Genomic DNA, 19,648 nt, shown 5'->3' with positions numbered 1-19,648 from the left:
CAGATGGTTTCACTTTGTGTAACTTACTGTTGAGTCCCATCGCAAAGCAATGATTTTTTTGCGCCTCTTCGTGGCAGTGAGCAACACGGAGAAGCCTTCCATCCACATGAATTTTTCTTCACCCCACCCTCTCTCTCCAACCTGTACATTCCCCTCGCTCATTCAAGAAACTACGGTTTGCCCGCCTCCCGCGGGCTTTTTTTTGCCTGCCGTTTTGTTAGCGATGATCGGGCACGGGTGCTACAGCGGTACAAACACGAATCCTGCTCCGCACACCACGCCCGATAACAATGCGAGGCCGTTCACCCTTCGTTAAGCATTCCCCCCATATGCTCAAGCTTCCCGGTCCCCTGCGCGGTAGCTAGAAACTCATGTCACGTCCCGCCTCTTCACTGTTTCTGCTTGCCGCTCTGCTGTTTTTCTTCGCGTTGGGTAATCACCAGTTACAAGGTTCTACGGAGGCCCGGGTTGCCGGGATTGCCATGCAGATGCACCTGGATAACGACTGGGTGACGCCTCGTTTGTTCGGCGAACCGTTTCTTGAAAAGCCGCCCTTGAGTTTGTGGCTTGATACCGGGGCGATTCGTGCATTTGGCGGTACGCCTTGGGCGGTGCGGCTGGCGTCGGCGTTTGCCGGAATGTTCAGCGTGATGCTGCTGTACGCGATGCTGCGGCGGTTCGGCCGGCCCGAGGCAGTTGCGTGGACGGCGGGGATACTGCTGGCGACCATGGCCAGTTACTGGAGCAACGTGCGCGGCGTCGGTGAAGATGCGTTGCTGGCCCTTGGTGTGACCATGGCCCTGTTGGCGTTCTTTCAGGGGCAACGGCGTTCGTCCGTTGGCAACGCGTTACTGTTTGCTTCAGGAATCGCCATCGCGACCTTGAGCAAGGGCGTTCTGGGGCTGGCGATGCCAGGGGTGGTGATCTTTGCGTATCTGTTGATCGAAACCTTGATGGACAAGCGCCTGAAACTTTCGCACTGGCTGCGCCCCGGTCTATTGACGCTGCTGGGGCTGGTGCCGCTGATGATTTGGCTCGCGGTGCTGTATCGGCGTGGTGGGGTGCATGCCGTGGGGGAAGTATTGCTGACCAACAGCGTCGGACGCTTCAGCGGTTCCTTCGTCGAGGCCGGGCATTACGAACCGTTCTACTACTACCTGGCCAAGCTGCCGGAGGCCTTCCTGCCCTGGAATATTCTGGTGTACCTGGGGTTGTGGCATTTTCGCAAAAGCCTGATGGCCAATCGTTACCTGTTGTTCTTCACGGTGTGGCTACTGGCGCAGTTCGTCATGCTGACCCTGGCGTCGAGCAAGCGCACGGTGTACTTGATGTCCATGACGCCTGCTGCGGCGGTGATGGCTGCAGAATATGCGAACGTACTGTTCGAACGACTCAAGACCCACATCGAAGCTGCGACCTGGCTGGGACTCATTGCCCGGCACCGTCGCGGTGTTGCCATGGGCATACTTGCCGTGGTGATCGGCGGTTACCTCGCCGCGGCTCAATGGGCATTGCCTCACGCCGATCGCAAACTGTCCTTCCTGCCGCTGACGGAGCAGATTCAGACGTTGCAGGCCAGCGGGCAACAGGTCGCATTGTTTCAGGCCAACGAACGGGTGGGCGGCGCCAGCGTGTTCTATACCCAACGCGTGCTCGAGGGCCTGGATACCGAGGCGCAACTGCATGAGTTTCTGCGTGCTTCACCTTCCAACGTGGCGCTCATGGCCGGGTCACATGAACCCGCAGCGCCCTTGAAGGTGCTCAAGACCATGAAGGTGGGACGTCAGGCTTACTACTTTGTAACCCTGTAAACGGCTCAACAACAGGTGACGCAGCCTTCTGTAGTACAGGCATCTCCAGCCGTGCCCGCCCATAGAACGCCAGCGCCGTCAGCAAACATGTCAGCCACACAAAGATCCCGGACCAGAAGGTGTGGGACATGTAGTGCCAACCCTGTAGAACCCGCGTCGTGCCGTAGACGAAACCGAGCAGCAGCGAGCCGTACATCAGCGCTTTGGAATACCGCCAGCGGTAGCGACGCGCCACGAAGTACAGCGCGAGCATGGTGAAGCCGCCCGACGCATGTCCACCCGGCCAGCAACGACCATCGCCTGCGACTTTCAGCAAATCGAAATTCTGGTACCACTCCTTGTGTTCGATTTTCCCGGCGTACTGAGTCGTTTCGACCGGGCAATACACACTGGTGTGGCCTTTTAGGTAGTGGATAACGCCCGTGCTGATGGAAAACGCGAACACCACATAGAGGAAGTCCCGACGGTGTTTACTGGCAAACCGAAGCACCGGCGCGACTTTGATTTTTTCCAGGAACGCAATGATCTTCGAATGCTTTTCAATCTTCAGACGCGGCCAGAGAAACGACAGCAAGGCACCGATGATCGCAACTTCACCCGTCCAGTTCGGAATGATCCGCGCCCATTTATGGGTGATCTGCTCGAACAGACGGACATGCTCCAACGGAAACACCTGTGTGACCGGATCATAAAAAAGATCGCTGAAGGCAATGTCGATTTTAGTCAGGTCAAACAGCAGGAACACCACGACCGCGCAGGCCAGCGGAATACCAAAGTTCACCCAGTAAAAGCGGTAACGGGAAGAAGTCAGCATCGTACGTCCTGATCCAGAGAGATGATGGTGAAGCTCATTCGGTGGTCACCGAACGCCAGTCGGAGGCTTCGATGAAACCAAGCATACGCGGTGCCTGGTTTTTTTCAGCGGAGATAAACAGGGAGGCGCCATAGCCGAGGGTAGCGGTCGGCAATTTGAGGTCTTTTTCCAGTTGCGCCATGCATTCGCTGTGGGTCACCAGAATCAGGTTGCGCCCGGCCACTTTGTGCGCCAAGGCATCGCGCAACATGCTGCCCCTGCAACTGATCAGCCAGTCTTCGCCGACGCCCACTTTGTTGAACATGTAACCGGCGGTTTGCGCCGTACGCATCATCGGGCTGTTGTAGATGTCGGCCTTGCCCAAGCCCAGACGCTCGAACTGCGCGCCAACATTCACCGCCACGCTGCGGGAGCGCTCGGTGATGCCGTCGTTGCCGCTCAGGCAGGCAGCCGTGGAGTGATCGCAGCGCTCGACGTGGCGGACCAGCACGATCATGTCGCCTTTGGCCCAACCGGTCGCCAACGCCCGGGCACCCGCCACATTGCCATGGGCCAGGTCGGGGATGGCAGCGGGTCGCAACAGCCACACAGTCAGCGGTATCACCAGCAGCGTCGAGGCCACGATGACGGCGGCGTTTCGATAACGGGCCAAACGGCTCAGATCGATCGAGCGTTTTATCCCGAACAGACTCAGTCTCAATTCCACATCAAGCCGCCTCGCCGGCATGCACCACTGTCATTCAATGCAGCGAGGGTAAAGAGGCGCGCGTCGGTAGCCGGTGAAACCCGTGTGAAAACCTTGTTACAAACTTTGCCCAACAAAAACCTTTCAGCTCCCGGGATTGCTGCCGATACAGACCTGCTAACCCCCCTTGCTGGCTCTTAAAACAACAATCTTCCAGCCAACCGACGATCAAGAAGCACAACGTTCCTGGAGGAATATTGATGAATAGCTGGTTCGGTAATATCAGCGTGAACCTGAAACTGGGTCTGGGATTCGGCCTGGTCCTGGCACTGACCTGCGTCCTCGCCCTGACCGGCTGGACGAGCCTGGGCGGGTTGATTGACCGCAGCAACTGGATGAGCGACATTACTCAGCTCAACGCCGGCCTGACCAAGCTGCGTGTGGTTCGCCTGCAATACATGCTGACCAACGGTGACGAAACCGCCGCTCAGAATGTGCAGACCACCCTCGACGGCTTCGTCGCTCAGCAACAAGCGTTGCTGTCGAGTTTCAAGAGCCCGGAAAACGTCAAGTTGCTCAAAGAGCAGAGCGCGACCATCAGCGCCTACCAGATCTCCCTGAACAAAATGCGCAGCGCCTACCGCACCGGTAACAGCGCCCGCGACGCCATGGGCGCCAATGCTGAAACCGCCAGCAAGTTGATCGAAGCGATCAGTACCCGCGTGCAGCAAATGCCCCTGAGCGACCAACGCTTCGAACAGTTCCAGGCCATCACCGCGGCCAAGGAAGCGTTCATTCTGGCTCGCTACGAAGTGCGTGGTTACACGGCCAGCACCAACGCCGAGACTGAGCAAAAAGCCGTCGCCCAACTGGACACAGCCATCGCCAGCCTGAAACAGCTCAACGTGTATTTCGCCGAGACCCAGCAAGACGCCCTGCGTCAACTGGAAACCGCACTGAGCAACTACCGCAGCGCCTTGCAAGCGTATAAGGCCGCCAACACCGATGCGGTGCAGGCGCGCAAGGAAATGACTGACCAGGGCACCACCATCGTGACCCTGAGTGACCACCTGTATCAGATCCAGCTCAACCGCCGCGACGCCGAAAGCGCCCAGGCCCGCACGCTGCAACTGATCAGCACCTTGCTGGCATTGCTGGTAGGCGTTATTGCCGCCGTGATCATCACCCGTCAGATCACCGGCCCGTTGCGCGATACCCTGGCCGTGGTCGAGCGCATCGCCAGCGGCGATCTGTCCCAGGACGTCAAAGTGACTCGCCGCGACGAACTCGGCGTGCTGCAGCAAGGCATCGCACGCATGGGCGTGACCTTGCGCGATTTGATCAGCGGTATCCGCGATGGCGTCACCCAGATCGCCAGCGCCGCTGAAGAACTGTCAGCCGTGACCGAGCAAACCAGCGCCGGGGTCAACAGCCAGAAAATCGAGACCGATCAAGTGGCCACCGCCATGCACGAGATGACTGCCACAGTGCAGGAAGTCGCGCGTAACGCTGAAGAAGCGTCCCAGGCCGCAGCCGCCGCTGATGGCGAAGCGCGAGAAGGCGATAAAGTCGTCAACGAAGCCATCGCCCAGATCGAGCGCCTGGCCAGCGAAGTGGCGCGCTCCACCGAAGCCATGAGCGTGCTGCAGCAGGAAAGCGACAAGATCGGCAGCGTCATGGACGTGATCAAGGCCGTGGCCGAACAGACCAACCTGCTGGCACTCAACGCCGCCATCGAAGCGGCCCGTGCCGGTGAAGCCGGTCGTGGTTTTGCCGTGGTGGCCGACGAAGTTCGTGGCCTGGCCCAGCGCACGCAGAAGTCCACCGAGGAAATCGAAGGCCTGGTGGCCGGTCTGCAGAACGGCACTCAACAAGTATCGGCGGTCATGAACAACAGCCGCGCCCTGACCGACAGCAGCGTGGCGCTGACGCGCAAGGCCGGCGTATCACTGGAAAACATCACCCGCACGGTGTCCAACATCCAGTCGATGAACCAACAGATCGCTGCCGCCGCCGAGCAACAAAGCGCCGTGGCCGAAGAGATCAGCCGCAGCATCATCAACGTACGCGACGTGTCCGAACAGACCGCCGCCGCCAGCGACGAAACCGCTGCTTCCAGTGTTGAACTGGCGCGGTTGGGTAATCAGTTGCAGATGATGGTGAGTCACTTCCGGGTGTAACCCGCGAATCTATGAGCCCTCTTTGCCTGCGTGCCCTACTCGTTTCGGGGCACCAGGCAAATCGAGGTCTCGGCAATTCGCTTAAAAATGGCACACGCCTGAATTCCTATATCCTCTCGACCAAAATACCGACACCAAATCGCTTTTTCATACGTATCCCCCCTCAACCAGCCTACCTCCCTTTCTTCTCTACTCCTGTACGTTTCTTCTGACCAAGGACATCCCGTTCGAACAGGAGACTCACAGCACATGGACGTAAGTAACGACTCATTGCTAGACAAACTCGTTGACTTCCCTGCCTGCGAAGAAGGGACAAAAACCGACTTCAAAACAGCCATGCAAGCTATGAAGATCGAGTCTGTTTTCGATATTGCGCATATGACCCAGGAGCAGTTCGCCCGTGACCTGGCCCGGCACAGCGACGCCAATGGGCAGCAGGCTTATGAAAACGCCGTGAGTTACGCCCGACAGATCAGCCGTCTGTATCTGGAGCATCAGGTATCGTCCGGTGACGCCAAACGGCGTATCCGGCGTAACGCTGATTTCGAATCGAAATCTGTGCCTGCCACCTATCAAACGTTGTTCAACGAGAACTGGGAGCATTTTTGCCATGAAGGCGATATTGCTTCAATCGACTCGCCCGTGGCCTATTTGCGAGCGTTGTATCTGTTTGCCGGACAACTGGAAAACTCATCTCGACAACCAGAAAAAATCCCCCTGAACAAACGGCGCCCGGACCTCAAGGAACTGATGCTGGACCACCAGAGCGCCTTCGTTTCTCGGCCGATGTTGAACATCGTCAATGACACCTTGAGCACTCATATCCAGAACCACCTGAACAACACCAACAATTCGAAGAGCGTTCACGAAGTACTGGCCAGCGAGTACTACCCTTTCTCATTGCCCTATGATCTCCATCACCAACAATGCTTGCTTGGATTGGGCACAGACAAACCGGGGCTGGGTGAGTTGAATTATCGCGTCAGTCTGAAACTGCCTTTTTCACATAACGCTGGGGTTGATGATGATCTTTTGAAATCTCGTGTCGACGCTCAGCGACACCTGTCCGGACTAAGTCCGGAGCAGCAGAAGTTGCTAATCACGCAACTCGATACAGGCATCAACGTTGACACGCTGAAGAAGGCCTATGGAACTGAAAATACTGAACGCCTAGGTGAACTTGAGTTTTTCAAGGAACGTACCGGACTCACAACAGAGCAGGTTCAGCAGGTGCTCGCGCAGGGGAAATACAGCCCTCGCGCTTCAGCCAACAGCCCATCTTCCACACATGCCAACTATGGTGCGAGTTACATTAATGGTCTGATTTCCGGCCAGAAATCGAAGGATGTTCTGAAGATCGCCATTACCGAAAACAATGCAAAGGAGATTATCAACAGGTCAAGAACACGTTTCCACCGTTTGCAGCAGATGATCCGACTGCAACGCTGGACCGGTATTCCCTTTGCCGAACTGGATACCTTGCTCGTCAATGCCCTGCGTTCGGAAGGCGGATCATCCACTGCGCTCAACATCAATACCTTGCGAACCCTGGGAGTCTATCGATACCTGAATCAGCGTTATGGCATCTTGCCGGAGGAGTTTGCTTCGTTCCTGCATGACATGCCGACGTCCGCTTGCGGTGATCGAACGCCGTTGTTTGACCAAGTGTTCAATCGCACAGGATTGCTCGACAGTCCTCTGCAAAAAAAGCAGACGACAGCGCTTGTCACTACGGACCTCGAAACCTTCGGCTATCTCAGTGCCGGCCTTGGCCTTTCCTTTACGCAAGACTCATTGTTGCTGCTTGCGCAACAGACCGAGCAATACGCTTCGTTAAAACATGATTTATCCACAGTGTCCTCGCTCTACCGCCAAGCCCGTATCGCACGGATGTTTGGTCTTTCCCCTGCCGACAGTACAAGGCTCGCCCGATTACTGGGAGGGGACAAGTTCAGCGAGCTTCTGGTGACAGGAGCATTGAGCGATCCAAACGCACCGACAACCGACATTCTCGACGTACTGATGGCCATGGATTGGGCCGTTGACTGGCTCAGGCAAAGCAACTTTGATGTGCCACAATTGGCTTGCCAGTTCGATGCAAAGAACAACCTACCGCTGAGTCAGAATCTGGAAAAGAGGCTGGAGACCATCCGGGCAGACAGAAATCCCCCTTTTGACCAGCAGCACCAAGTGGAAAGCCTGCTTCACGATATTGCTGACTTATCCGCGGAGTACGTACCCTGCGTGGTGAAACTGGCCGGTACGTCCACTACGATGGTTTTTGCGGACATCAAAAACTTGCATCCGAAAACGATGCCTCGGTCGTTGGCGAAGGTACTTGCCGCCGTCGAAGTGTGCCAACGGCTGTATTTGAACAGCAGCACGCTGCTGGCATTGATGAACAATACAACATGGCTGGCGCCAGACAATTCGGGGACCCTGACACCCCAAACACTGTATTTACTCGAACGCTTCAGTCATTGCGCCCGCCGTCATAAGAATTCGGAAGAAAGCCTCCTGCATTATCTGCATCTGGCCAACCAGAGCGCTCCGCAAAGCCTGAGCAATTCAGCGAACCAGTTGCTGGCCAATCTACTGAATTGGAAAATCGATGAAGTGAATTGTCTGACCAGGTCACTTCCACACAAGTGCGCGCAATCAATGGAGGCGGTGGACTGGATCATGCGCTGCCAAGCCTGTTGCGAAATCACAGGCCTGTCGGCTGACCTTTTGTTAAAAGCGATCGCCCTGACATCCGACAGCATGGCTTCGGAATGGAAAACTGTCGGTGAAGCACTGATCGCTGCCCGTCATTGACGCCTTCTTAAAACTCAAAGGATTGAGTATGACCACTGCCATAAAAAAGCAGCTCGATGAAAACCTGCGCGATGCCTTGTTGGCCCTCTACTTGAACAAAGTCGCGCCCGCCGCCCCCATGACTAAAACGCTGAAGAGTGCCCGAGAACTTTACGAATATTGGTTACTTGATGTATTGGTCAGCCAGGATGTGCCGACCACGCCCGTTGCATGTGGCATTGCTAGCCTGCAGCAATACATCAACCGTATCTTGATGAACATGGAGCCCGGTTACGACTCGGCAAATATGACGCCTGAGCATCTGCGGACCTGGCGCAATGAGCTGCACCAGTACCCTACTTGGGCGGCCCATCAAAAGCTGCTGTACTTCCCTTCAATTTATCTGCATCCGAATCTGAGGAACAACAAGAGCGACCACTTTCAAACACTGGAAAACGAACTCAATCAAAACCGAATTAAACCGGACGCCGTTCAGGCCGCCGTATTGTCTTATCTGACGCGATTCGAGGAAGTCGCCAACCTGAACATTCTTAATGGCTACATTGATGGTACGGATTTCGCTGACAGCACCTATTACTTCATTGCTAAATCCCGTTCCGATCAAACTTATTTCTGGCGTTCGCTGAACATGGCTCAACGTCCCTCCAAACGGGATCAGCCTGACCCGTATGCCTGGTCGGACTGGGAGAGAGCCGATGTCCCCATTTCTGATGACGCTATTGAACATTCGATCCGTCCCGTCTGGTTCAACAATCGCCTGTTTGTCGTCTGGGCCGAATGTCTACACCAGGATTCCGCTGCCCATTCCCAACAAAACCAGGGAACCCGGAATAATCCCCTGTTTCGACTAAATCTCAGTTACCGCAAACACGATGGCAGTTGGAGTACAGCTCGAAGCTGTCTGCAAGGTTACAGCGACGATAAAACACTGCACGACATGGACCTCGATTCAATCAAGTCGATGACAGGTACGGTTGCCATAGTAGATCAGGAAAATCCAGAGGATTTGTTCATTGCTCTGTTTGTCAATCAACGAAACAAAGCGATTGACCAATTTGTTTTTTTAAGAACAGCCAACATTGATAAAAACCTTATCCACACCCCAGGAGTATCATCCCTCGAAAAGAACATGAAAAACAGTCAAGAGCACCCACATTACACACTAACAAAATATTTCAGCAAATCACTAAACAAAGGATCACTACAACTAAAAGTCTCGAAAGCAGCAAAAGACGCTGCACTTGAGAGAGCTAAAATAGCCGGACTCGACAAATCAAAGTATGCGAACAGCCATTCACTGGGCGACATACTTAATATCGAGACAAGTTACATTCAAGAGACCAACCAGTTCACCATAAGCTTGAGCACCACACTGACTCCAAAAAAAAATATAGCTGGCCATTACATTATCATTCGACCGAAATCCGAATACCCCTCGGAGCGTTTATTAGAACCAGAAACACTACCAAAAGCCACCGTATTCAAATATCACACTATCGGATTTGACGAAGATGGCGAAACCTTTCATTACGGGGTTCACTCTACTAGCGAAGGCGTAAAAAATTATTGGCTGGCATCCATAAAGCTCTGCATCGGTAATGACTTCCGCACGCCCTATATTGGTCGTAACGGTACAGCGCAGTTTCTCAAGTTCTCCATACCAAAAATCTCGTACCCCGTTGACGAGCCCAAGGAAATCAGACTTAACACCGTGTTTGCTGCCGAAATGATCCGTCGAACCGAAAACAGCCTTGATGAACTGTTCAGCCTAAACACGCAACGTCTGCCAGAACCAAGAACAACGAACGCCCGTTCCGAAAGCACCATGAATTTTCATGGCGCTTATGGCCGTTACTTTACGGAGCTGTTCCTCTATCTGCCATGGCTGGTCGCCCACCGGTTGAACAGTGAACACCAATACGACGAGGCCGAACGCTGGATGCGCTATGTCTTCGATCCCTGCAATAAGAAAGACGATTACTGGAATGCCCAACCCTTGATCGGGCCCGCCGTTCCCTCCTATTCCTACAAGGCACCCCACGACCCCCACCAGATCGCCCTTAGTTATCCGGTTCATTTTCGCAAAGCACTGTATTTTTTGTACCTGGATATACTGATCAATCGAGGCGATGCCGCATACCGCGAACTGACGCCCGACAGTCTCGGTGAAGCCAAGCTGCGGTATATACGAGCATTGGACCTGCTGGGTCCCCGCCCGATTGTTCAATGGGTCGATCAGTGGTCCGCTGTCAGTTTGCAAACGTTGAGCGAAAAACGCAGTGAAAACCTGCGCGAGTTCGAGAATGCAACGTCCCGTTCAAGCACCACTGGCCCACTGCAAATCCGTGAAATTAATTCACAAGCGTCATTGCCGGCTATCGATACCCCGTCTCTGCATTTGCCGTTTAACCCGGAGCTGCTCAAGCGCTGGGATATCGTCGAGAGTCGCCTGTACAACCTGCGGCACAACCTCGACATCGCCGGCAAGCCGCTGCATTTGCCATTGTTTGCGGCACCTTTGGACCCGCGAGGTTTACTCAGCGCCAATGTGTCGAGTGCCTTGAACGGTACAACTTCGCAATTACCAAACATGCAAATTCCCCCTTATCGCTTCACTGTCATGCACAGCCTGGCGCTGAGCGCAGTAGAAAGCGTCAGTCAGTTCGGTGCCACGCTGCTGTCGCTGATCGAGCGCAAAGAACAAGCGCAGTTACAGGATATGCAGCAACAGCAAGCCTGGAGCCTGGCGAAAATCTCCGTCGACCTGCAAACCCAGGCACTACGCATCGATCATCAAAACCGCCGGGCACTGCTGGCCAGCAAAGCGATTGTCCAGGGCCGAGTCTTCCACTATCAACAGTTGCTGGAAAAAGACATCACTGAAACAGAGACGCTGGCCAGTCAATTATATTTGAGCAGCGGTGCCTACGAAGTTGCTGCATCGGCCGCTCAGGTCATCGCTGGCGGTCTGATGATCGCACCCAACATTTTTGGATTCAGCAACGGCGGCATGCGCTGGGAAGGTATGGCGCACGCCGCCACTGCGCTCGCTCAAGGCAGCGCGATAGGGGCTCGCACCTCGGCATCGAATCTCGACCGTACGGCGCAGTTCACTCGTCGCCGGGAAGAGTGGACATTGACCCGTGATCAGGCGCAACTCGAACTCCTGCAAATCGATGCACAATTGGCGTACATCGCCGAGCAAGAAACGGCCTCCCGCCTGCAACTGCGCCTGGCTGAAACAACATTGAGCCACGCCAAGGCCAACTACGACTTTCTTGGCAAGCGCTTTACTAAAGTGCAACTGTACCAATGGCTCAACAGCCAGTTTGCCACGCTGTATTACCAGGCTTATGACGCGACGCTGGCCTTGTGTCTCACCGCCGAAGCCTGCTGGCAATACGAGCGTGCCGATTTCACCACGCGGTTTGTTCAACCCGGAACGTGGAACACAACTTACCGTGGGCTAGGGTCGGGCGAGCAGTTGAAACTGAGCCTGTTGAAGATGCAGACCGACTACATGCAGTACAACGAGCGGGAGTTGGAAATTCGTAAAACGGTGTCACTGCGTCAGATCAAGGAAAAGGACAAGGACAGCTCAGTTAATAAAACATGGCCAGAGATTCAAACCGAGCTGAAGAACGGGGTCTGTGATTTCGAACTGACTCATGCAATGTTTGAGGCCGACTATAAAGACCAGAAACATTACCTCAGACGCATCAAGACCATCAGCGTCTCTTTGCCAGCCTTGCTGGGTCCTTATGAAAACGTCAGGGCAACGCTGACTCAAATCTCCAGCAAAGTGTTCATGTCAGCAGGTGACAAAGGACCGACCATGGAGAATAAACGAGCCAATCAGCAAATCGCTCTTTCCACCGGTGTCGACGACAACGGCTTGTTCACCCTGAACTTCAACGATGATCGTTACCTGCCTTTTGAATACACCGGTGCAATCTCAACGTGGCGTCTGACCTTCCCGAACCCCGCACTTCAGGAAGCCATGCTGGAATCGCTGACCGACATTATCGTGCATGTGAATTACACGGCCAGAGTGGACGGAGGTTCGCAATGAGTGAACACGCCGCAATGTCTGTGACCGCACCTGCACTGCCCAAAGGGGGTGGCGCCATTCAAAGCATTGGCAAAGGTTGGGGGGCCATCGGCGCCAATGGCGCTGCCTCGTATGAGATTGCCTTGCCCATTTCGCCAGGCCGCGGCTTCGCACCGTCCTTGTCACTGAGCTATGCCAGTTCGGTCGGTAACAGTATGTTTGGAATCGGCTGGGGAATGTCACTACCGGCCGTGGGGCGACGTGTCAGCAAGGGTGTACCGGCCTATACCGACGATGACGAGATCGTCGGCCCCGCTGGGGTTGTGTGGATGCCCGAGCGAGATTCCCAAGGCGTCATCAGCTCAACCAGCACCGCTCACTACAACGACCTGGAACTCAATACGACTTACACCGTGGTACGCCATTTCCCGCGCCTCGAAAGTACCTTCGACAGAATTGAACACTGGTGCTCAGAGAGCGACAGGCCGGGTTTCTGGCTGGTACACGGGGCTGATGGCAGCCTTCATTTGTTTGGAAAAAAACCGGCATCGCGTATCTCTGACCCTGAGGATGCGAACCGTGTTGGCCAATGGCTACTTGAAGAAAGTCTGAACCCGCACGGCGAACATATCCTTTACCAGTACAAGGCCGAGGATGATCACAACGGCGCCACCACCCAGCGCTACCTGAGCAGTGTGAGCTACGGCAACTTCAAGGCCGATGCACACCTGTTTCTATGGAAGCCGGATCAGCTGAAATCTGTGAAGTGGCACTTCGAACTGGTGTTCGACTATGGCGAGCGGAGCCTGGAGTACCAACAAAAACCGGCGTATACCGGACAACACTGGCAAGCACGTAACGATGCCTTTTCCAGCTTCGCTTACGGCTTTGAAATACGCACTGAACGTTTGTGCCGCCAGGTTCTGATGTTCCACCTCTTCCCCGATGAATTGGGCAGCGATCCCGTGCTGGTTCGGCGCCTGCTACTCGATTACCGTCAGACGCCACTGGGCTATCAACACCTGACCGCCGTCCATGACCAAGCGTATGGCGACTCGATAACCGCCGAAAACCATCCACCCGTTGAGTTCAGCTACAGCGAGTTCAAACTTCCCTCTGACGCCTACCTCTGGCAGCAGTTTCAGGACATGCCCGGTCTCAATGACGCCAACATTATCAATTGGTGGACCTGTACGGCGAAGGTCTGCCGGGTCTGCTCTATCGAGTTGATATGGTCTGGTATTACCGCGAGCCTCTGCGAGCAAAAGCCAAAAGCAATGAGGTGATTTACGGTGAATGGCGCGCTGTGCCCAGTATTCCTAACACAGATACTTCCAATTCCACGCGTCAGTTATTGAGCGACCTGACGGGCGATGGTCGACTGGACTGGGTCATTGTTCAGCCGGGGTTAAACGGCTTTTTTTCCCTGAACTCAGACGGCAAATGGTCAAACTTCACTACGTTTGATGCGTTCCCGTTGGAGTTTTGTAACCCACAAGGGCAGTTGGCCGATCTGATGGGTGATGGTCTCAACGATCTGGCACTGATCGGCCCGCGAAGCGTGCGCCTGTATGCCAATCGACGGGAAAAGGGATTTTCAGCAGCCCGCGAAGTGTTTCGCAAAGAAGATGAAGACCCCCTTCCCGTACTGACTTCTTCATCCACCGAACTGGTGGCTTTCAGCGATGTTCTGGGCAGCGATCAACAGCATCTGGTGCGCATTCGTCACAACGAAGTGAAGTGCTGGCCCAATCTGGGGCACGGGCGTTTCGGTAAAGGTATCGTGCTGGGTTCGCCGAACCTTGCTTACGAGACATTCGACGCGTCGTGTATTCGTCTGGCAGATCTGGACGGCTCCGGTGCCGCCGATCTGATTTATCTGGAAGCAGACCAGGCGCTGATCTTCATGAACCGCTGCGGCAACAGCTTTTCCCCTCCGATTGCCCTGCCTTGGCCGCAAGGTGTGCGCTACGACCGTTTTTGCCAAGTAAGCATCGCCGACCTGCTGGGGCTCGGTTGTTCCAGCCTGATTCTGAGCGTGCCGCACATGGCACCCCGGCATTGGCGCTATGACTTTGTCAGTGAAAAGCCGTATTTACTCACGGGCACCAACAACAACATGGGGGCCGCAGGCCGCATCAACTACCGCAGCTCGGCACAGGAGTGGCTGGATGAGAAAGCGGAAAATTACAAACCCGGTAAGCCCGCCACTTGTCGTGTGCCATTTGCCTTGCATCTGGTCTCGAATCAGACCCAGCTCGACGAGATCACTGGCAATCGACTTACGCAGAATTTTTCCTATCGCCAAGGCTATTACGATGGCATCGAGCGAGAGTTTCGCGGCTTCGGCCTGGTGCTGCAAACTGACAGCGAAACCAGCCCCGGCGATGCCGACCTACAAGGTTTTACGACACCGTCCCTGAAAAAGAGCTGGTTCCACACCGGGCAAGCCGTGGACCTGCCCCGTGACGGTTATCACAGTGGGGACAAAGAAGCGGCGGCACTGGGCAAAGCGCTGTTTTGCCAATACCACTGCGAGACAGAGAGTGACACAGTCATCGCTTGGCCAGACGTGCCGACGACCCTGGAAATGGCACGCGCTCTGAATGGTCATTTGCTACGCACCGAAATCTTCGGTGTCGATAAGCGCCAGGGAACCCAAACGCTCTATTCGGTTCAGGAACACCGTTATCGCGTGCGCTTGCTACAAGCCCTGGAGGGGAATCGGCGCTACGCCCGGATGTTGCCGTTACTGCTGGAGTCCATCAGCTATCAATACGAAGGGATTGCTGATGATCCGCAATGCCAGCACACCTTCAATCTGCAGCATGACCTGTATGGCGCACTGACTCACAGCGTGAGCGTCCATTACGCTCGCCGCAAAACGGACAGCGATACCCCGCCCTTCAGCGATGCCGATCAACAACAATGGTGGCGCGATGCTCATGATCCTGCACAGCAGTTCTACTACCTCAACGAAACCCGTGCCGAGTTCATCCATCTTCAGGAGTCCCAGGGATGGCGGCTAGGCCTGCCGTATCGCCAGCGCACCAATGCATTGAAACGTCCCAAGGCTCCCGAAACGGGAGGGTTGACTGCACAGGACATGACTTATGAAAAACTCATCGCGCTAGTCAAGGAAACAGCCTGGACGACCCAAAGCACTCTGACTGGCCTGTCTGTGCAACGCTACAAGAACACCTCGACCGCAGAAACCCTGCAGGACGGTCTCGCTCACCTCGAAGCCTTGGCCGATCATTTGGAGACTGCCGAGCTGGACGAACCGGCCCTGCAAGCTTTCCACCTTTTGTCGCAGGAGGCTCGCCCAAAAGGAAAGTTGCTCGAACGCAGTGGCTATCACCGCATGACTGAGTTCCTCCCTGTAAAAACGCCCCCAAGAAAACTCTGGTCGATCAAAAGCAGTTTCGCTACCTACGCCACACTGGAAGGCTTTTACAAGGCACGGACACTATGCCCGAATAAAAGTCATGGCGAGATCGAGATCAGCCATGACAAATACTGCCAATTCATGACCGCGTTCAAACTGCCTGATGGTTGCGTCACCCACGCCACCTATGATTACCGCACACTTCAACCCCAACGCATCAGCGACCCTAACGGGAACATTCAAGAAGGTCTCTATGACGGATTTGGCGAGATACTGACCAGTAGTTTTTACGGTACTGAGGGCAACACACTCACAGGTTTCAAACCGATCGCTGATTACCAACGACCGAAGCTCACCAGCCCAAACGATGCAATAGCAGACGGAGAAAAAGCGTTGCAGAACGCCGCCAGCGCTACGTTTTTTGCGCCGTTCAGCTGGATGGGACGTCTCTCGGACACTGCGATGAAGGATAGTGACTGGCTGGCGCGTTGTGTCGCCAAGGGGGATTTGCTGCCCGGTGGATTTATTTGCAGCCGAGCCCGAGAGCGTCTGGCGAGGCTTGAGAAACGTTCCGTCGATGATGAGAAATTGAAGATCGAAATCGACAGGTCACCCCGTGAACCGGTACACGTCGCGGTCCTGGTCGCCGATCGTTATCCCGATGATAACCAGAAACAAATCCGCAGCACCGTCACCTGCTGCGATGGCTTCGGCCGAACACTGCAAAGCAAGCAACAGGTCGAATCGGGATCGGCCTACATCGTCAACGCAAAAGCAGAGCTGACCCTTAAGGATGGAAAACCGATAGAGCAGATGTCAGCAAAGCGCTGGCGCACCAGCGAACGGGTGGAATACAACAACAAGGGATTGGTGATCCGGACTTACCGTCCGTACTTTGCCGATCAGCATCAGTACATCAACGATGTGTCCTTGCGACAGTTCGGCCACTGCGATCTGCAGTTTTACGATGCGCTGGGGCGGCCGACTCACACACGACTCGCCAAACAAGGCGATATTTCCTACATGCGGCGGCAAACCCGACATCCCTGGTACACCGTTGATGAGGACGAGAACGATACGCTCGAGGAGATAACGCCCAAAGCATCTGCCATTTCCGGAGGTGTCGCATGAGCGCGCAATTGCATCGCAAGACACCGACGCTCAACGTGGTCGACAGCCGAGGCCTGACAGTTCGGCATGTCGCTTACTGGCGCGGTGACGCTGCCACAACTGCGCACGCGCGGATTACCCGCCAGGCGCACGACCTTGCCGGACGCCTGGTTACGCAATGGGACCCTCGACTGTTTGGCGAGGCTGCAAAGGCCAACCTGACAAGCATCTACAGCCTGTCCGGCAAGTTGCTGAAGGTGGACAGTGTCGACGCCGGTTGGCGGCTGTATCTGCCCGGAGACGCAGGGCAGATATTGCGCAATTGGGATGAGCGCGGCAGTCATTGGCAAACGACCTACGATAACCAGCTCAGGCCTGTCAGCGTTCAAGAGCAAGCGACAGACCAGACCTTGCGCGTGATCGAGCATTTGAGCTACGGCGATAGCTCGCCGGAATCTGCGGAGCGCAATCTGTGCGGCGCACTGACCCGTCATGATGACAGCGCCGGCACCCTGCTCATCAACAAGTACGCGCTCTGCACCAAACCTCTTGGCCAGACACGACGTTTCCTCCTGGATCCCCGGCAACCACATTGGCCGAGGGACGAGACGAAACGCGATGGACTGCTTGAAGAGGGGAGTGGCCATGAGACAACCTGGCAATACGATGCGCTGGGAGAACCCATCCTGCAGATCGATGCCAGTCAACATCAACAGCGCTTCTCATTTGATGTCGCTGGCCAACTCAAGACAATCAGTTTGTTAATCAGGGAAACGGCTAATGAACAGATCATCCTGAAGGATCTGGCCTACAACGCGTTTGGCCAGGTTGAATACCAGACCGCCGGGAACGGTGTTATCAGCCGCGCCGTGTTCGATCCAGCCAGTGGCCGCCTGACCTCACTCAGTGCATCCGTGTCGGCCAACACCTTGCAGGATTTGCGCTACACCTATGACGCGGTGGGCAATGTGATGCAAATCGAGGACAGGGCTCAACCGGTGCACTTCGGCAGTAATCAAAAGGTCGAGGCTGTCAGCACATTCACGTACGACAGCCTCTACCAACTGATCAGCGCGACAGGCCGTGAAGCGGCGGGACAGAATACTCAACCCCACCTTCCCACTTCCAGTAGAACACCGATTGACGCCAACCAACTGTTCAACTTTGCCGAGCACTACGAATACGATGCCGGTGGCAACCTGACCAGACTGCGTCATGTTCGCGACCGTAGTGGCTATACCCGGACGCTGAATATTGCCGCCGCAAGCAATCGCCTTCTGTCCTGGAACAAGGGCGGCTCAATGGCTGATGCGACTGCGAATTTCGATGCCAACGGTAACCAGCAGGCGCTATACCCGGGCCAGGTGCTGGAATGGAACCCCCACAATCAACTCAAAAGCGTGATGCTGATCCAGCGTGACGATGGCCGCGATGACATTGAGCGATATTGCTACGACAGCAGCGGGCAACGCGTACGCAAGATTCAAACAACCTATGCGGCGTCTGTGACTCACACCCGAGAAGTCCGCTACCTGCCAGGCCTCGAAATTCGCACCCGCAACAACGAGCGACTGGAAGTCATCACCCTGCAAGCCGGTCGCTGCAGCGTTCGTTACCTGCACTGGACCAAAGGCCGACCATACGTTATCGCGGCAAACCAGTTGCGCTATAGCATCGACGACCATCTGGGATCCAGCTCACTGGAACTCGACGATCAGGCTTGGCTGATTAGCCAGGAAAGCTATTTACCTTATGGCGGGACTGCCTGGACGGCCTCCCGTTCGGCTGTGGAGGCCGACTACAAAACCATTCGGTATTCCGGCAAGGAGCGCGACGCCAGTGGCCTCTATTACTACGGACACAGGTATTACGCACCGTGGTTGCAGCGCTGGATCAGTCCCGACCCGGCCGGGGCGGTTGACGGGCTGAACCTGTATTGCATGGTTGGGAACAACCCCGTCAGATTTACTGATGCGCAAGGCCTGAACAGATCAGACCGTCTGGACTATCTCGATCTGGCAGAACTGAAACTCGACATGGTAGCGGGATATAAAGAAGGGATGTCTCGTGAAAACTTCGTTGATGTAGCCCTCCGGCGAACCCCTATCGTCAAGAGGCAATACAAAAGCTTCACCATGGAAACGGCCAGAATAATCAGCGAGGCCGAGGCCAACAAAAAGAAAACATTCAATCAGTTGAGAGCATTGGAGAAATCGAAAGAATGGAAGTATCCCGAACCTGTGAGATTTTCAGATCCCGTCTATACATCAGCCTTGCTGGATAAACATACCGCGCTCTCAGGTATTACGAATCAACACCATGACCATCCATTCACTGGATTTCACAACCTTCCTGGAAGCTTAAGCCCCAAGAGCCTGTTTCCCGGCGTCACCCTGAATGAATCAATTGGGAATAAGGAAGACACTTACCGAGTATCAAGTATTCCGGGGTTTATGCATGGCATTCAAAAAGCTTATTTTGCCGCCGATATGCGGCTCCACGTGTTCCTGACCAAACGGATCATTCGTCACGTGACGCGTCACCAGAAAATCCCCGTAAGTGCAGGAATAGCGGGGCTACATGCCGAAGTTGTCGCGGCCAATGTCTGGCTACAGGGAGGTCCCCGTACCAGTCATCACCATCAACGACTGTCACAAGCCTTTATTTACACGGCACGTATGCAAAAACGTGATCGAGGCGCGGACTTCCCTGCCTGCTTCAACTGCAGTGGAATTCTGCCTCCTTTCATTAACATCGTCACGGGACGAAAAGGTAAGTCCTACTGACCTCTC

The 19,648-nt window shown here is 55.0% G+C and carries 7 protein-coding genes and 2 pseudogenes; 7 read left to right on the top strand and 2 right to left on the bottom strand.

The window, feature by feature from the left end; translation table 11 throughout:
- Positions 1–371 precede the first annotated feature (371 nt).
- Positions 372–1,811: an ArnT family glycosyltransferase gene (locus tag AB7M22_RS00185; protein WP_454184848.1), complete on the top strand. Its 1,440-nt coding sequence runs from the start codon at positions 372–374 to the stop codon at positions 1,809–1,811.
- On the opposite strand, the gene AB7M22_RS00180 is transcribed toward AB7M22_RS00185, so the two are convergent.
- Positions 1,762–2,625 carry a phosphatase PAP2 family protein gene (locus AB7M22_RS00180; protein ID WP_454184847.1) on the bottom strand — a complete coding sequence of 288 codons (864 nt, stop codon included), beginning with the start codon at positions 2,623–2,625 and terminating at the stop codon, positions 1,762–1,764. The two genes, AB7M22_RS00185 and AB7M22_RS00180, sit on opposite strands and share 50 nt — an antisense overlap.
- 34 nt (positions 2,626–2,659) lie before the next feature.
- Entirely contained in the window at positions 2,660–3,331 is a 672-nt protein-coding gene (pmrG, locus tag AB7M22_RS00175; RefSeq protein WP_454184846.1) for a lipopolysaccharide core heptose(II)-phosphate phosphatase PmrG, read from the bottom strand.
- A gap of 239 nt (positions 3,332–3,570) precedes the next feature.
- On the opposite strand from pmrG, the pseudogene AB7M22_RS00170 reads away from it, so the two are divergent.
- The 6 genes and pseudogenes from AB7M22_RS00170 to AB7M22_RS00145 form a co-directional block, all read left to right on the top strand.
- Positions 3,571–4,584: pseudogene (locus AB7M22_RS00170) on the top strand (methyl-accepting chemotaxis protein); the annotation flags it as partial.
- Positions 4,585–4,626: 42 nt separating this feature from the next.
- Complete coding sequence (locus tag AB7M22_RS00165; protein WP_454188740.1) at positions 4,627–5,490, top strand: methyl-accepting chemotaxis protein; 864 nt, start codon at positions 4,627–4,629, stop codon at positions 5,488–5,490.
- Between the two features lie 249 nt (positions 5,491–5,739).
- Positions 5,740–8,307, top strand: coding sequence for a Tc toxin subunit A (locus AB7M22_RS00160; protein ID WP_454184845.1), 2,568 nt, complete (start codon positions 5,740–5,742; stop codon positions 8,305–8,307).
- 28 nt (positions 8,308–8,335) lie between these two features.
- A complete protein-coding gene (locus tag AB7M22_RS00155; protein WP_454184844.1) occupies positions 8,336–12,379 on the top strand; it encodes a Tc toxin subunit A-related protein in 4,044 nt (1,347 codons plus the stop codon).
- Positions 12,376–16,877: pseudogene (locus AB7M22_RS00150) on the top strand (SpvB/TcaC N-terminal domain-containing protein). The gene AB7M22_RS00155 and the pseudogene AB7M22_RS00150 overlap by 4 nt, the downstream one beginning before the upstream one ends.
- Complete coding sequence (locus AB7M22_RS00145) at positions 16,874–19,642, top strand: RHS repeat-associated core domain-containing protein (protein ID WP_454184843.1); 2,769 nt, start codon at positions 16,874–16,876, stop codon at positions 19,640–19,642. Before AB7M22_RS00150 ends, AB7M22_RS00145 begins: the two are co-directional and overlap by 4 nt.
- Positions 19,643–19,648: the final 6 nt, after the last annotated feature.

The organism is Pseudomonas sp. ADAK2 TE3594 (genome assembly GCF_053628675.1).
The sequence above is the reverse complement of the archived record's forward strand: the minus strand, read 5'-3'. Positions and strand labels throughout refer to the sequence as shown.